This window comes from Spirochaetaceae bacterium, from assembly GCA_009784515.1.
Lineage (GTDB): Bacteria > Spirochaetota > Spirochaetia > WRBN01 > WRBN01 > WRBN01.
The window spans coordinates 1-15,825 of record WRBN01000043.1 but is presented as its reverse complement, the minus strand read 5'-3'; the positions used below and the strand labels follow the sequence as shown (position 1 = coordinate 15,825).

Below are 15,825 nucleotides of genomic sequence, written 5' to 3'. Positions count from 1 at the left end.
ACCGGCAGGAAAGATGGGGTAGTTTTGCATAATAATTTTTACGGCGTGGTTTAATTGATTGGGCATAGTGTTTCTCCTTAGTACACAACTTTCGGAGGGCTATAGCTACACTTTAAAATTAATTATTAAAAAGTAACAATTAATCATTGGAAGATACCGGTTATTAATTTTTATTTCTTAATTTTCAACTATTATTTATTTTTTCTTTGCTGGCCGATAAGTTAATAAGCTCCACCAAAGCTTTAAATTTTAGCTAGTTTACTTAGCAACTAAGAGGAAAAAATGAAAAAGGTTATCGCCTTAGTAGTGCTGTTAGCGGCCTGCCGTACCCCATCGCAAGTTATCATTCCCGAGCAACCGGCCCCGCAAAGCAGCCATTTAGTAGTGCAAGGCACCGTAAGGTATATCGATAACACCGTGCCGCCGTATCCTTTTTGGGTAGAGGTAGAGCTTGTCGAGCTGCTTGATGACGGCCGTGCCGGCGCCTTAATTGCTAAAATGATGGTAGAATCGCCCCGCCAAATGCCGGTGCCGTATTCGCTGCGTATACATAGGCAAAATATAGATTTAACTAAAAATTATGGTCTTATTGCCCGGGTTTTTGTACCCAATCAAACGGCTCCTATTTGGCAAAACCGCGAACCGCAGCCGGCTATTGTGCGCGGCGATGTAAGGGCAATAGATATTATTGTAGAACGTATAGTTAGGTAAGCCGGCTTTAAAAAATAATTATGGCGTTGCTGTTACAAATTGGTAAATTAAGCGGTAAGATTATAGGCAAATAATAAAATAATGCTATAATAACGGGCAGGTGGAAACATTAATGAGCGATAAACGTACAGTACTAATTGCCGATGACGAATTTAAAATTAGGGCCTTATTGGGCGAAATTTTAAAAAATGCCGGCTTTAATGTTATTGAAGCCAAAGACGGCGGCGAAGCCTTAGCATTATTTAATAATAATAAAGATGCTATTGATTTGGCTATTATCGATTTAATGATGCCGGTTTACGATGGTTATGCCGTTTGCAAAAAAATTAAAGAAATTAAACCAGAGCTGCCGGCTATTATGCTAACGGCCCGCAGCGAAGAGTTAGATGAACGTTTAGCCTTTGAGGTTGGGGCCGATGATTTTGTGAGTAAGCCCATCAAACCTAGCGCTTTAATTGCGCGTATCGAAAGGCGTTTGCAAATGGGTAAAAAGATAACCGACGAAATAAACGTTAATGGTATAGTGGTAAATGCCCTTACCCATAAAGTGTTGGTAGATGGCGAGCCTATCCAGTTAAGCCCTACCGAATATAATTTGCTGGTTTATTTAATGCAAAATACTAGTAAAGTAATTAGCCGTGAAAAATTGCTTTACGATGTATGGGGCAGCGATTATGTAGGTACTTTGCGTACGGTAGATGTACATATGGCAAGGCTTAGGGTAAAGCTGGGCAGCAAAAGTAATATGCTGCTGGCCGAGCGCGGTTTTGGCTATAAATTTGAGGTAATAAACAATTAAGAATCAATAAATTGTAGTAATTCTTAATTCTTAATTCTTATGCGTATTACTTTAAGATTAAAATTTTTTGTCATAATGATAAGTATCCCCCTTTTTTTTACAGGGGTGTTGCTTACTGTTAATACCCTTTATGGCTACCAATTTTATTTAAATAGTAAAAAAGAGCAAATCTTAAGGGTGGCCGAACTAAGCCGCGCCCTCTTTGAAAACAGGCTTTATAGCGCCGAATGGAGCAGCCTGCATTTGCAGCTGGATAGGTTTATTGGTGATAGCCCCATTATGGTAACGGTTTTTGATAGCCGCGGCCAGTTGATTTATCCGCGCCCTAATAATACCAATAATATGTTTAGGGGCAGCCATCGTGTTATGCCTAACAATGTAACTCGTTTACCGCGGCCCGAGTTTCTTCAAAATGTGCAGCAGGTAGGTAATGGCTTGCTTTATATAACTAGGCAGGGAGTGGGTTTTAATATAGATATACTTGGTTACCAAGAAACTTTAAGCAACCGTTACGAGTTACAAATTAGTTATCCTTTAGCTCAAATCCAAGAAAATGCGGCTATTGCTAACCGGCTAACTTGGCTGGTGGCCGGTATTGTAACTTTAGTTTGTATTTTATTGGCTTTTATTTTAGCGCGTTACTTTACCAAACCTATTGTAGAGATAAGCCGGGCCACGCGTAAGCTGGCTAACTCTAATTTAGTAGCCGAAGTCCCGCTGCGCGGCAATAACGAATTTACCGACTTAGCGCGTGATATTAACTGGCTTAGCGAGCAGCTGCGGGCCGCGATTGCCGTGTTGGCCGAGCAAAATAAGCGGCTTAAAGCCGATGTCGATTTAGGCAAAAAAAATGAGATAATGCGTAAAAAATTTATCAGCGATGTTTCGCACGAGTTAAAATCGCCGCTCTTTTTAATTAGCGGTTACACCGAAATGCTTACGCAGCTTACAACCCCGCCGCTCTCAGCCGATGGCCAGCGTTATGCCAAAGTGATAAGCGAAGAGGCCGAAAAAATGAACAACCTTATAAAAAGTATGCTCGATTTAGCTCAGCTGGAATCCGGCAGCTTTAAAATAGAAAGCTTACCGTTTGCTATCGATTTACTGTGCTTAGATATAGCCAAACGTTACCGCCCTATTTTTGCCGGCCGGCAAATATCTTTAATTACTAAGGTAGAAGAGCTTACGGTTAATGCCGATATTGAGCGCACCGAGCAAGTAATTACCAACTATCTTAACAATGCCCTAGACCATGTAGCCGGTCCCAAAAATATCGAGCTGGCGGTTTACCGGCACAACGATAAGGCACGGCTGGAGGTTTTTAATAGCGGCAGCCACATTGCCGAAGATAAAGCCGGTGATATTTGGCAAGCTTTTTATAAAATAGATGATGCCCGCCAGCGCGATATTGGCGGCAGCGGCATTGGCCTGTCTATTGTGGCGGCCATTGGACGGGCTACGGGTAATAATTTTGGCTTTAGTAATATAAACGATGGCGTGTTGTTTTGGTTTGAGGTAGATTTAGCCGGCTCGGCCTCATTATAAAATGGGTGCATTAGCCGGCGGTAACCCTTAAGAAAAGATAATTTTAAGCCGAAAAGTTAGGTAAGTTATGCCAAGTATAGATGAGTTAAACCAGTTTAAAAACCTTATTAATAATCTTTCTGATGAGGCGGTATGGCGGGAAGAACACGGCGAAGCTATCGAAAATGTAGCGCCGCCGCCCGAGCGTAACAGCTACCTTAACGACGAAGAAGCCGAACCAGCTGACGAAGAAGACGAAGCTGCCAATCTAAACGAACCGGCAGCCGAAGGAAATTTAACTAACGAAGACGGCGCCGATGTAGCCGATGAAATTGGTCTTCAGGAAGGCTCCGACTTAACCGCTTTAGACGAAGAGCTGCCTAACTTTGAATTAGATGACTTTGACAATAACCTTGCCGATAACGATGATTTAAATGCTTTTTTAAACGAAAATATAACGGTTCCCGAAGATGTTTTGGAAGAAGCCGAAGCTCCGGCCGATATTTTTACTGAGCAGCCGGACGAAGTAAACGAGGCTGCGGGCGCCCCCGAAGCCGATGATAATTTAAGCATTGATGGCTTAGATATTGACGGCCTTGATATAGATGATTTAAGTGTAGGCGGCTTAGATGACGAGCCGGAGCTTAATGTTGAAGCCGGCTTAGCGGCAACCGAAGATGATTTAACTGCCGAGCCATTAGATGAAAGCGAGAGAGCAGCCGGCTCTTTTATGGGCGGCATCAGCAGCTTAGAAATACCCGAAGCCGATACAGATTTAGATTTTCCGCTCGAAGAAGGTGGTGAGGAAGAAGAAGGCAGCGAAGATTTTAATTTAGGCGATTTTAGCGCCGTTTTTGATAAACCTAAATACGAAGATATGGCCCCCTCACTCGATGAGGACAGTGCTGAAGACGATTACGACGAAGAAATAACACCGGAAAAATTAGTTTTTACCGCCGAGCAGTTAAAGATAATCCGTGAGCATTTGGCAAAAATGCCGCGTAATTTAAAAATAGCTTTGCAAGAGTTATTAATTAACGAAGATATACCGGCGGCTACCGTTTATAATGTAACGCGTAAAATTTTAAAGCAGGTAAGTGCCCGTAACTTAGCCAACGAAGTGCGTAAGGCCACTGGGGTACGCATTTTAGTATCTAATTTTTACGAAAAAAGCACCGGAGAGGCCTTTGAGCATAGCCAGCAAGGCTTTAGGTATGTTTTTGTTAATAATGTTTGGCCTAAGGTGCGTACCTATGCGGCCGGCTTAGCTTTTGTGGCCCTTTTGACTACCTTATTGCTTAATTTTGTTTACCGGCCGTTGCAGGCTCATTTTTACTACCGGGCCGGTTATAATGCTATCAGACAGCTAAATTACAGCGCGGCGCTGGAATATTTTAGAATTGCTTTTGAGGGCTGGCAGCTGGGTAACATTAATATTGGCGGTAACTCTGCGGGTCTTAACATTAGAGGCGTTAGGGGTATCTTCAGCCATAACTGGTTTTTACGTTATGCCGCCGCCTTTGAGGAACAGCGCGAATTTAACTTAGCGCGTTTAAAGTATGGCCAGCTAATTCATTTTAACCCGCGTAGCCGGCGTGCCTTTTTAGCCTACGGTCTTTTTGAGCATAACCGCGCTGATTTTGCTAGGGCCGATGCAATTTATGAGCAATTTTTAAATACGGTTAATAAAAACGATTACCAAATAATGATGGCGCAGGGCGATAACTTAATGGAGTGGGGCGATGAAGACCCGTACTTTTTTGAACGGGCGCGTATCGTTTATGCTTCTATTTTAAGTACCCGTTTTACCGACGATTTACGGGTAAGGTTATTAAATTACTTTATTAAAACTAATCAGCCGCAAGAAATTAGGCGTATGGTGGCTTTAACGGTAGAGCTGCCAAGGCCGGTGGTGCATGCGCAAATTTATGCCAATTTGGCCGGCTGGTATCTAGATAACCGCGAATACCACAATGTGGTAGAGGTGCTTAGGTTAGCCCTTGAGCACGATGAAACGGTGCCGGCGGTGCACTATCAGTTAGCCCGCTACTTTAATATTATTAACGAACGGGCCGAAGAACGCATGGCTTTAAACTTAGCTAGGGCTCACCTCGAAATGCAAACGCCTTTCTCGCGTGCTCAATTAGAGATGAGCATAAATATTTATGCACGTTTAGGCCGTTTACTCTTGCGTGAGGGCGAAACACGGCAAGCCGAGATAGCCTTTTTAGAGGCGCTTAGGCAATACGAAGATGCCAAAGACCGCCGGGTACTTAGCCCCAGCAGCCGCCATGCCAGTATCTATGCCGAATTGGGCAGGCTTTATTATAACCACTCCAGCGATTTTAACTCGGCCTTAATCTTTTTTGATAGAGCGGTGTTAGATGGGTACGATACGGCTAATGTACGCTATAAAATGGGTGTTATCTATTATAACCGGGACGATTTTGAGCTGGCCTTGCACAATTTTTATTTAGCCCACGAAATGGACCGTTATAACCGTAATATTTTATTTAGTTTAGCTACAACCTTTGCGGCCAGAGAAAGCTTTGCCTTATCGCAGGGGTTTTACTTTAGATTAATTAACGAGCTGGAAGAAGATAGACTGGCTTTAAGCGCCGCCGGTATGCTGGCCGACCTCGATATTTTAGAGCTAAGCTCGTTATTAATGCGCGCTTACAATAATATTAGTGTGGTTTATTACCATTTAGGCAACGGTTCTTCCGAGCAAGGGGCTTATTTAATGCGTAGCCTTGATGCCTTAAATAGCTCCAGCACGGCGTGGAATCTTTATGTTAATCAGCGCGGAGAATGGGCAAATGATTTAGCTTTTACTAACCGTAACCATATTAGTGTAGGGCAGGGCAATTTATTACAGCTTTACGATGCTTTGCCGCTAACTACTATTGATGGGTTTTAGTATGCAAGTTACAGAACTGCTGGCTAAACCCATTACCGAAAAAATTTATACACAATTAAGCGGGCAGGTGCAGCTTTTACAAGCTAAAGGGGTGATACCCCAGTTAGCCATTATTTTGGTGGGCGATAACCCGGCCAGCCTTGTTTATATTGGTCATAAACAAAAAATAGCCGGCCGGCTGGGCATTAATACCCGGCTTTACCAATATCCCGTTAACATCACAGAGGCCGAGTTACTGGCTAATATTAATAATTTAAATAACGATAGTAACATTAACGCTGTTATTTGCCAACTGCCTTTGCCGGGCCATATTAATGCCCATAAAATAGCCGAAGCTATTAATCCTTATAAAGATGTTGATGGTTTGCACCCTTTAAACAGGGGCCGTTTATTAAGCGGCGATAACGAATTTTACTTTACGCCCTGCACAGCTTTAGCCGTTATGGAACTACTTCGTTTTTACCAAAGGCCGCCGGCGGCTAAAAAGGCGTTAGTAATTGGCAGCAGCGCCATTGTGGGCCAGCCGGTGGCACAGCTTTTATTACAGGCTACGGCCACCGTTACCATAGCCCATAGCGCTACCGCTAATTTGGCTAACGAGCTGGCTATGGCCGATATAATAGTTTCGGCCGCAGGTAAGCCGCACTTTATTAAAAGCAGCCAGTTAAAAGCCGGTACGGTGGTGATAGATGTAGGCATTAGCCGTACCGACAGCGGCCTTGTAGGTGATATGTTGCTTGATGACGCTACGCCAGCGGCTTACAGCCCGGTACCCGGCGGCGTAGGCCCCTTAACGGTAGCTATGCTAATGGCTAATACCGTTAAAGCAGCGCATAACTAACAAAACTATTATCTACTAGTTGTTACCTATTAATTTAGTTTTACTTCGGTTAATTTTAAAGTAAGCAATTTCTTTTTCTAGCTTATCGATTTCGCTAAGTAAAGATGTTACGGCGCTGGCTAAATGCTCGCTGCTGCTGGCGTTGTTTTGGGTGCTATGGCTTAATTGGTTTATAGCGGCCTCTATTTGGTTAATCCCTGCTTTTTGATGTGAAGTAGTTGTAGATACCTCTTGGATAAGTTCGGCAGTTTCCTGAATGCGGGGAATAATTTTATTGATAGAACTACCGGCGCTATTGGCTATTTCTAGGCTGCTTTTAGATAGTTCGCTAATTTCGGTGGCGCTAACGGCGCTGCGTTCGGCCAGCTTGCGTACTTCGCCGGCTACAACGGCAAAGCCACGCCCGGCATCACCGGCACGGGCCGCTTCGATGGCGGCATTAAGGGCCAGTAAGTTAGTTTGGCTGGCAATATCCTCGATAATGCCAATTTTTTCGGCAATACTTTGCATAGCTTCTACAGTTCTATCCACTTCGGCCCCGCCTTTTTGAGCGTTGTTTACTATTTTTTTAGCTAAATCTTCGGTGTTTTTAGCATTTTCGGTGTTGCTGGCAATAGTGCTGCTCAGTTCTTCTATACTGGCGCTAATCTCTTCAGAATTGGCGGCTTGGGTACTGCTGCTATCGGCAATGATGTCGCTATCTTTGTCTATTTCTTTACACAAAAGTTTAACTTCATCGGCTACATCATAAACTAGCTCTATTTCGTAGTGCAAACGCGTTTTCATCGCATTGCTATGCTTAGCCAGTTCGCCTATCTCATCGCTGCGGCTGTAAATTTTTTCACTTATAATATGGGTTAAGTCGCCGTTTTCAACGGTCGTTATAAAATTACTAACTTCTTTAATGAGTTTAACTACCATATTAATTAATACCGCATTAACAAGCAGTACCAATACTAAACCTATGCCGGCAAAGGCCCAAAAAAGGCTTAAAATATCTCTGGGAGAAAAATTTTGATAATTGGCGTTAATACGGCTGGTAAAAATAAGGACAAGGAGTACGAAGCCGGGTGTTATTACCCCAAATAATATTAACAAAGTTTTTGTACGAAGATTTAGTTTAAAGTTCATTATTAGGCTCCACAGTAATTAAAACACCGATTTTTGGTAAAAAAAGACTGATATAATAGTACAAAATAATAACGAATAAGTCAACCGGTTTACAGCAGTAATTAAAAATATTTTGTATTATAACAGTTCCTTTAGTTAATTATTGGTTAGTTGCTCCCATTCGGTATAACTAGCGGTTAGCCGGCCAGTTACTTTGGTTATTTTTTCTTGTATATCTTTCACTTTAAGGCCGTTACTATACACCTCCGGTAAAGTTAATAATTCTTCCAACTGGTTTTTTTGAGTTTCTAAATCTTCAATTTGTTTAAGTAGTTCGGCTTCCCGGCGTTCGCGCCGCCGTTCTTCGGTTGCCTGCCGTTTACCCTCTTGGCGCTGTAGTTGATTGTTGGTAATAACTTTAACTTCGTTATTTACCTTTAAAGAGCCGCCAAAGGTTTCTTTAGCCACTTGTTCCTCGTAATAAGTAAAGCCGCCGTTATAAAATTTAGGGGTACTATCAATTTTTAGGATATATTGGGCTAGTTTTTGTAAAAAGTACCGGTCGTGGCTTACAAAAAGCAAAGTACCGCCATAATTTTGTAAAGCATTAAGCAGGGCATCTTTAGCCTGAATATCAAGGTGGTTGGTAGGCTCATCAAGCACCAATAAATTAAAAGGCTTTAAAAATAATTTTAGCAGCAGCAATCTTGCTCGTTCACCACCCGAAAGGCCGGCTACCGGCTTATGGACATCGTCATCTCTAAATAAAAAAGCGGCCAGCAGGTTACGCAGCTCGGCCTGCTTACTTACGGCGGCAGCGGCTTCCAGCTCTTCTAAAACAGTTTTACCGATAAACGGTTCGTGGGTATCTTCGCTAAAGTAACCCACCTCTACGCCGGCGCCGTACTTTAAAAAACCGGCAAAATTTTTTTTATCGTAACCGCCGATAATCCGTAAAAGACTACTTTTGCCGGCCCCATTAGGGCCAACCACAGCTATTTTTTCACCTTTGCCGGCTAAAAGGGTTAAGCCCGAAAAAACTTCTTTATAGCCGTAACTTTTGGCTAAATTTTCCATATAAAGTACACGCTCGCCGCAGGGCGGCGGCGGCGGAAAGTTGATGGTAACTTTTTGCAAAGCCGGCGGCAGCTGCACAAAATCGATTTTATCCAACTCTTTTAAGCGGCTTTGAGCTTGCGCCGCCTTGCTGGCTTTGGCCCCGTATTTATTAACAAAATTTAAAATTTGCTCTTTACGCTCAGCTTGCTGGGCCTGTAGTGCGACCAGTTGTTCCAGCTCGGCCTGCCGGCGTTTTTCGTAGTTGCTGTAATTGCAGTTGTAGCGTTTAATTTGGCCGTTAAATAACTCGAGGGTTTCGCTGCTGGCTTTATCTAAAAAATCGCGGTCGTGGCTTACCATAAGTACGCCGCCCCTAAAACGTTTAAGCCAATCCAGCAAATAAGCCGAAGATTCTAAATCTAGGTAGTTAGAGGGCTCATCTAAAAGTAATATATCGCCGTCTTCCAGCAGTACTTTAGCCAGCATTGCCCGCTTATGCCAGCCGCTGCTAAAGTGGCTAAGTTGTTTGTTAAAATCGGGCCGTTTAAAACCTAACCCAATTAAGGTGGCATCTATTAACCCTTCGCGCCGGTAAAAATTGCTGTGCATAAGTTCGTCTTGCAATAAACTGCGTTTAAGCAGGCTTTCGTCATCGGCTAAACTATCTAAGGCAGCCATAGCTTCTTCTTTGGCATAAAAACGGGCAAAAGCGCTATCGGCCAGCTGCAATAAAGTTAAACTAAGCCTTACACCAATATCTTGGCTCATATAACTTAACAGCAAATCTTTACTGGCTGTAATTTCGCCGCTATCGGCTTTGCCGCCGGCAATAATTTTAAGCAAAGTAGATTTACCGGCCCCGTTTGCGCCGGCTAAGGCGGCCCGGCTGTTTTCATCTAGGGTTAGGCTAACTTTGTTAAGTAATTTGCGTTCGCCGTAGGCTAACTCTATCTCTTTAACCATTAAATAAGGCATAATTATTTAGTTTACAATGGTTAAGGGGCGAGTGTCAATGCTCTTTATTGCGTAGGCACGGGTCTAATACCCCGACCCTTCAGGGAGGGGATAGGCTGGCGATAGCAAAAACTTTAATTATAGACATTAAGCGCTTTTACATAGCCGTCTACTTTTGTTCCTGCTGGGTCCTTTAGATAGTTACCTAAAATTTATCTTGCTTAAAAATAATACTATGTTATACTATAGTAAGACTATTACAGCCAAAGGAGAGCTAAAATGCAAGTTTATGCACCATTAAGTGGTAAGGTAGTGGCCTTAAAAGATGTGCCGGATGCAGCCTTTGCCCAAAAAATGCTGGGCGATGGCCTTGCTATAGAAAGTAACCAAGATAAAAGCGCCGTCATTACTGCTCCTATTAACGGCTTAGTGGCCACCATCAATAAAAATGGCCATGCCGTCGTTATTAAAGCCGATGATGGCACAGAGGTGCTTATCCACATCGGTATAGATACGGTCAATTTAGGTGGTACCGGCTTTAAAGTGCTAACTAAAGTAGGTAAACGCGTTAAAGTTGGTGATAAACTTATTAAGGCCGATTTAAAATATATTAGGGCCAATGCTCCCGGTTCGATGGTAATTATTATTGTAACCGATAGTACGGCCGTTATTACGGCTACTGCCGCAACCACAGTGAACGAAGGTGATAATTTATTTAGTGCGGCTCTTAATGAGGCCGCTCCGGCAGCGGCGATACATAATTTTAACCCGCAAAGCTGGCATAACGGTGAATGGCTAACTATTATCAACCCCAACGGTTTGCATGCCCGGCCGGCTAATAATGTGGTTAAGCAGGCGCAAATGATTAACGGGGCCGTTATGCTGGAGAAAGAGGGTGCGCAGCCGGTTGACGCTAAAAGCTTATCGGCCATTATGAATCTACAGCTGGCTAAAGGCGATAAAGTGCGTTTTGTGGCTAATGCCGAGAGAAGGCTGGAGAACTTAAGCCACTACTTAAGCACCGGCGCCGGCGAGGATATTAAAGCCGAAGAAGCCAAACAGAAATTTGTCAATCTGGCGGTTAAAGCTGAGGTAAGCGATAAAATAATTAATTTTGCCGCTGAGGCTGCCACCTCCATAGCGGTAGCTAGTCCGGGTTTGGCCATAGGCACAGCTTATTTATTAGAACGCAAACAACGGGAGTTACCGGAAGAGGCTGTAGATAATGCAGCTAACGAAGCCGAAAAATTAGCCGAAGCCCTGTATAGTGCCGGTAAAGCTATTAAAACGGCTATCAATACGGCTGATAACGAAACAAAAGCTATCCTCGAGGCGCATCTTTCTTTTATGGAAGACCCCGCTTTGTACAGCCGGGCCGAAGAGCTCATTAAAGCAGGTAAAACCGCCGCTTACGCTTGGCAGCAAGTTATTAACCACGAAGCCGAGCAGTTAGCTAAAAGCAGCAGCAGTTACCTCGCGGCCCGTGCCATTGATATGTACGATGTAGGCGACCAGGTGCTAGATGTATTGGTAGGTGCACCACCAGCAATGGAGTATCCGGCGGGGACTATCGTTATTGCCCACGAATTTACACCCAGTATGGTGAGCAGCTTTAATAAAAATGTGGTAGGGGCCGTTAGTGTGTTGGGCAGCCCAACGGGCCATGCGGCCATTATGCTGCGTAATGGCGGCTTGCCTTCGCTCTATAATGCCCCGCCATCGTTATTAAAAATACCGGCCGATACGGTGATGATAATTGATGGTAATAAAGAATTATTAATTACTAACCCTAACGCCGATACGCAGCAAGATTATCAACAAAAAATTAAAGAAATTATCAAACATAAAGAGGCTATTTTGGCGGTGGCTTTAGAGCCGGCCATCACCAAAGATGGCCACCGCGTAGAGGTAAGCGGGAACGTAAGCAGCGTAGAAGAGGGTGTTAAAGCAACGCAGTTAGGGGCCGAAGGTTATGGCCTTGTACGCAGCGAGTTTTTATTTGAAGGGCGGCAAACGTCGCCCAGCGAGGCCGAGCAACTAGAGGTTTATCAGGGCCTGCTGGAGGCCACTAACCACGAAGTTACGGTGCGCCTGCTTGATGCGGGCGGTGATAAACCGATTGTTTATGTGCATATTCCTAAAGAAGATAACCCTCTGCTGGGTATACGCGGTATGCGCATTGCCTATGATAACGAAGAGCTTTACCGCACACAAATACGGGCCTTGCTTAAATGTACACCATTAAATAGATTAAAAATTATGGTACCGATGATTGCCTTGCTGGGTGAAGTAGATTTTATCCGCAAACTATTTGATGAAGAGTTGGCTAAGTTAAACATTAAACCCAAAGAGGGGCCTAAATTTGGTATTATGGCCGAAACGCCGGCGGTGATGATATTGGCCGAGCAATTTGCTCGTAAGGTGGATTTTTTTAGTGTAGGCACCAACGATTTAACTCAGTACACTCTAGCGATGGACCGTACCAGCAGCCGTTTGGCTAGCATTGCTAAAGCCGGCGACCCGGCGGTGCTTAATTTAATAGCGTTGCTTTGCAAAGGAGCTGCCAAGCACAATAAACCGGTGGCCGTTTGCGGCGCAGCGGCTAGTGATAAGGTAACGGCTTTACTCTTTGTGGGGCTGGGTGTAACCGAGCTGGCGGTAGCCGGCGTGGAGATAGCCGAAATTAAAGCGGCCTTGCGGAACTATACGTTGGCCGAACTGCAAGCTGTAGCGGGTGAGGCGCTGGTTTTAAGTACGGCGGCAGAGGTGGTGAAATTTACTAAAGAAAGGTTGAGGATTTAAAGAGAAGGGGGCGAAAGCCCTCTTTTTGTTGACAGATTAATTTATGTAATGTATACTGAACATAGCTAATATTAAAGACATGGAAGTATTAAATGGTAACAGCTATTAAAAAAATTCTTCTAACAAGTATAGGATTGTTTCTTATATCTTGCGCTACCTTAAGTGAGCAAGATATGGCAACTTTAGATGAAAATGAGTTATTTAGGATTCATCAGATAGTATTGCCAAGATTTGCAGATGGAGGCACAGTACCTTTTAGTAGGTTTCTTTCTCATTATCATGTATTGGTTGAAAATAGAGATAATCCGCTTTATAGAATATACTGGAATGGCTTTATAAATGCTTTTCGTAGCTATAGAAGTGCTGTTTTTTGGCATGGAGCTAACTCTTTTGAGGCAAGAAATGCCGCTATACAAGTTAGTAATGTTTTAATAGGCTTTGCTAATGATTTTTATTAAGGCATAAAAATGCAATTTGAGTGGGACGAAAAGAAGAACGAAGCTAATATGGCCAAACACGGCTATAGGTTGCTTGAAGGAATTACCGTTTGGGCCGATAAAGGCCATGTTGAATTTATTGATGACAGATTTGATTACGGTGAAATGCGTAAAATAACTGTAGGAAAGTATGATGGTAGGTTAATATCGGTATGTTGGACACAGCGAAAGAGAAAAATTCGTTTAATATCGGTACGTCCCGCAGGTAGAAAAGAAAAGGAGTTATACGATGGCAGTAGTAACAATGACGTTAAAACAGGCTTTAGCAAGCATAACCGATGATGACCGTGCCCGTATGCGGCGAATTGCCGACAGCGGCGAGCCCGATCTTACCGACCCCGACGCCCCCGAAATTACCGACGACATGCTTAAAACCGCCCGCAGGCACGGTAAGCTAATGTTTCCTAATGGCATAGAGGCCGAGCAAACCATTCAGTTTGATAGCGATGTGTTAGCTGGCTTAAAAAAGACCGGCAAAGATTTATCGGCTACTATTAATGAGGTAATGCGCGGGTATCTACAAAGCATTGGGGTGATGTAGTTTGTTGGAAGTTCTATTGAAATAGGGCTATTATTTGGGTTTAAAGACTCGAAAACAATAGGCTAGCCTATTGTATCCTAACAGCTATGCTATTAAGAATCTCTCCCTTTAAGAGCAGAGAAATAGGTAGTAAATTACTATAAAAGAGAGGGTTTATGATGAGAAGAGTGAAGGTTTTGTTAATGATGGGTTTATTGGTGATTAGCCAAAATGTATTTGGGCATGTTATGAACCCGGCAGGAAATATGACAGCCACAGAGTTTTCAGATAGCGCTAGATTTATTGAACAAAATATTGTAAGTAAAATAAATGGTTGGCCAACTACTACGATACCTGAAGCTGTTTGGGTAGGGTTAAGAACGCTACTTAGTGATTTTTCTCCTGTAAGAATGGGTGATACTTTTAGTTATACGAGAGAGTGGAATGGTGTAGTCTATTCGGTGTTACTAAGAGTTACTTCAGTAAGAAATAACCGTGCAGATAATTATAGTATAGTTGGTATGCGTGGATAATATATAAGTAGGAGTAGTAAGATGGCATTAGTAATAAAAGAAGTTTTACAACATAGCAACAAAGTAGCTCGAATAAATCCAGCAGTATGGAAAGCTACCTATAGCGTTTTTAAACAAGATGGGGAACAATATATCAAGCTAGATACTTTTGGCTCTCAGCATAGGAAAAATCCTGAAGAGGCTAGTCAAACAATAGAGATGGGTGAAGAAGTATTAGAAATATTTGCTAATGCACTAGGCAAAAAACTTGTTGATCAGTAGTTAAGTAAAATATTAACTAGCTGTTTAAAAAGTTTTTTCCTCTCTTTTACTAAATTTTCGCTACTTAAAACTTATTGCTAATGCCTGCATCTATTGTAAAGTTCGTAGTTCAGTTTAGCTGGCATAACCAATAAGATTAGTTAGTTCTTTCAAGCAATACTTGCCAACATCTTTAAAGCAGGTTATACTAAAACTATGAAAGAAGTATTGCAAGAAGGTTATTATACTGTGGAAGATTATTACAAGCTTCCTTATCTTGAAGAACAACGGTATGAACTTGATGAAGGGCTGCTTTTAATGTCGCCTTCGCCAACTGGCGGGCATCAAAAACTATATAGTTACCTTAATGTGCAGTTATTCAATTATTTTGATAATAAAGGTTATATAGTCATTCCCGATTTTGACGTACAGCTATTTGAAGATGAAGACACCATTTACCGCCCCGACTTGCTGGTGTTATGCGATTTAAGTAAATATACCGAGCAATGCATAGTTGGCGCTCCTGATTTTATTATTGAAATAGGTTCACCCAGTACCATTAATAACGATTTGGGTAAAAAAAAGCTTAATTACGAACGGGCTGGTGTAAAGGAGTATTGGGTAGTACGCACACCATATTTGGTGTATACTTATTTATTGGGTAGTGATGGTAAATACATAGAGACTATCCATCGTAACGAAATAAAGATACAGTCTGCTCTTTTTAAAGGATTAGAATTAGATTTTAGCAGGTTGCAAAATCTGTAAAAGAGGGCAAAAGCCCTCTTTTTTTGTATTAATTGTTAATGTTTACCATACGACCTTGTGTTTTTATGGCATTCATAGCATAAAACCTCAGCATTGCTAGGAATGCTCTTGCCGCCATCTTTTAGTGCCTTTATATGGTGAACTTCTAAATCTTTTTTGCTGTTGCACCTTCCGGCGTGTCCGCATGTTTTTCTTTCACATTCACATTTGTAGTCGGCTCGTTTTTTGGCTTCTTCTTTTTGTGCGTCTGTAAATCCATTGTCTTCTGCCATTTTAAAATCCTCCTAAAAAAATTTATTGACATGTCAATACCCTCATGCTACCATGAGGGTAAGAATATTGCCTTAAGTGCTTGTGTAATAGTGATTAATGATGCGGTAATAATTTTAGCAAAAATATTTCAAAAATTTGAAAGAAACTTTACAAAAGCGCTTGACATTTTAAAGAAGGCGTGTTAAATTACTCCTCGTGCTTGCGAAAGCCTTGAGAGAGGATATGGCTGATAGCCGGGAGCGAGTGCGGCGGTAATCAAGATTAGTGAAAGATT

15 protein-coding genes are annotated in these 15,825 nt (G+C 42.5%); 12 read left to right on the top strand and 3 right to left on the bottom strand.

The window, feature by feature from the left end:
* The first annotated feature begins 282 nt into the window (after positions 1-282).
* The 5 genes from FWE37_05900 (at position 283) to FWE37_05880 (ending at position 6,795) form a co-directional block, all read left to right on the top strand.
* Complete coding sequence (locus tag FWE37_05900; protein MCL2520517.1) at positions 283-711, top strand: YbaY family lipoprotein; 429 nt, start codon at positions 283-285, stop codon at positions 709-711.
* Between the two features lie 112 nt (positions 712-823).
* Positions 824-1,510 (top strand): response regulator transcription factor, encoded by a 687-nt coding sequence (locus FWE37_05895; protein MCL2520516.1) that lies wholly within the window; start codon positions 824-826, stop codon positions 1,508-1,510.
* A 39-nt stretch (positions 1,511-1,549) separates the two neighbouring features.
* Positions 1,550-3,055 carry a HAMP domain-containing histidine kinase gene (locus FWE37_05890; protein MCL2520515.1) on the top strand — a complete coding sequence of 502 codons (1,506 nt, stop codon included), beginning with the start codon at positions 1,550-1,552 and terminating at the stop codon, positions 3,053-3,055.
* Between the two features lie 67 nt (positions 3,056-3,122).
* Positions 3,123-5,954: a hypothetical protein gene (locus FWE37_05885; protein MCL2520514.1), complete on the top strand. Its 2,832-nt coding sequence runs from the start codon at positions 3,123-3,125 to the stop codon at positions 5,952-5,954.
* A 1-nt stretch (position 5,955) separates the two neighbouring features.
* Positions 5,956-6,795 carry a bifunctional 5,10-methylenetetrahydrofolate dehydrogenase/5,10-methenyltetrahydrofolate cyclohydrolase gene (locus FWE37_05880; GenBank protein ID MCL2520513.1) on the top strand — a complete coding sequence of 280 codons (840 nt, stop codon included), beginning with the start codon at positions 5,956-5,958 and terminating at the stop codon, positions 6,793-6,795.
* Positions 6,796-6,810: 15 nt separating this feature from the next.
* Here FWE37_05880 and FWE37_05875 read toward each other — a convergent pair whose 3' ends face one another.
* Together FWE37_05875 and FWE37_05870 are read right to left on the bottom strand one after the other, a co-directional pair.
* Positions 6,811-7,926: a methyl-accepting chemotaxis protein gene (locus tag FWE37_05875; protein ID MCL2520512.1), complete on the bottom strand. Its 1,116-nt coding sequence runs from the start codon at positions 7,924-7,926 to the stop codon at positions 6,811-6,813.
* A gap of 135 nt (positions 7,927-8,061) precedes the next feature.
* Positions 8,062-9,939: an ABC-F family ATP-binding cassette domain-containing protein gene (locus FWE37_05870; protein MCL2520511.1), complete on the bottom strand. Its 1,878-nt coding sequence runs from the start codon at positions 9,937-9,939 to the stop codon at positions 8,062-8,064.
* Between the two features lie 258 nt (positions 9,940-10,197).
* Here FWE37_05870 and ptsP point away from each other — a divergent pair, with 258 nt between their 5' ends.
* The 7 genes from ptsP to FWE37_05835 all read left to right on the top strand — a co-directional run bounded on the left by ptsP (position 10,198) and on the right by FWE37_05835 (position 15,278).
* A complete protein-coding gene (ptsP, locus tag FWE37_05865) occupies positions 10,198-12,720 on the top strand; it encodes a phosphoenolpyruvate--protein phosphotransferase (protein ID MCL2520510.1) in 2,523 nt (840 codons plus the stop codon).
* Positions 12,721-12,812: 92 nt separating this feature from the next.
* The gene (locus FWE37_05860; GenBank protein MCL2520509.1) at positions 12,813-13,178 is read left to right on the top strand and encodes a hypothetical protein; all 366 of its coding nucleotides are present in this window, start codon (positions 12,813-12,815) and stop codon (positions 13,176-13,178) included.
* A gap of 9 nt (positions 13,179-13,187) precedes the next feature.
* Positions 13,188-13,499: a BrnT family toxin gene (locus FWE37_05855; GenBank protein ID MCL2520508.1), complete on the top strand. Its 312-nt coding sequence runs from the start codon at positions 13,188-13,190 to the stop codon at positions 13,497-13,499.
* On the top strand, positions 13,447-13,758 hold the full coding sequence (locus FWE37_05850) for a BrnA antitoxin family protein (protein MCL2520507.1): 312 nt from the start codon (positions 13,447-13,449) through the stop codon (positions 13,756-13,758). The genes FWE37_05855 and FWE37_05850 overlap by 53 nt, the downstream gene beginning before the upstream one ends.
* A 182-nt stretch (positions 13,759-13,940) precedes the next feature.
* On the top strand, positions 13,941-14,270 hold the full coding sequence (locus tag FWE37_05845; GenBank protein MCL2520506.1) for a hypothetical protein: 330 nt from the start codon (positions 13,941-13,943) through the stop codon (positions 14,268-14,270).
* A gap of 21 nt (positions 14,271-14,291) precedes the next feature.
* A complete protein-coding gene (locus FWE37_05840; protein MCL2520505.1) occupies positions 14,292-14,531 on the top strand; it encodes a hypothetical protein in 240 nt (79 codons plus the stop codon).
* Positions 14,532-14,726: 195 nt separating this feature from the next.
* Positions 14,727-15,278 (top strand): Uma2 family endonuclease, encoded by a 552-nt coding sequence (locus FWE37_05835; GenBank protein ID MCL2520504.1) that lies wholly within the window; start codon positions 14,727-14,729, stop codon positions 15,276-15,278.
* Positions 15,279-15,313: 35 nt separating this feature from the next.
* Here the strand turns inward: FWE37_05835 and FWE37_05830 are convergent, their stop codons facing one another.
* Positions 15,314-15,550, bottom strand: coding sequence for an HNH endonuclease (locus FWE37_05830; GenBank protein MCL2520503.1), 237 nt, complete (start codon positions 15,548-15,550; stop codon positions 15,314-15,316).
* Between the last annotated feature and the right edge of the window lie 275 nt (positions 15,551-15,825).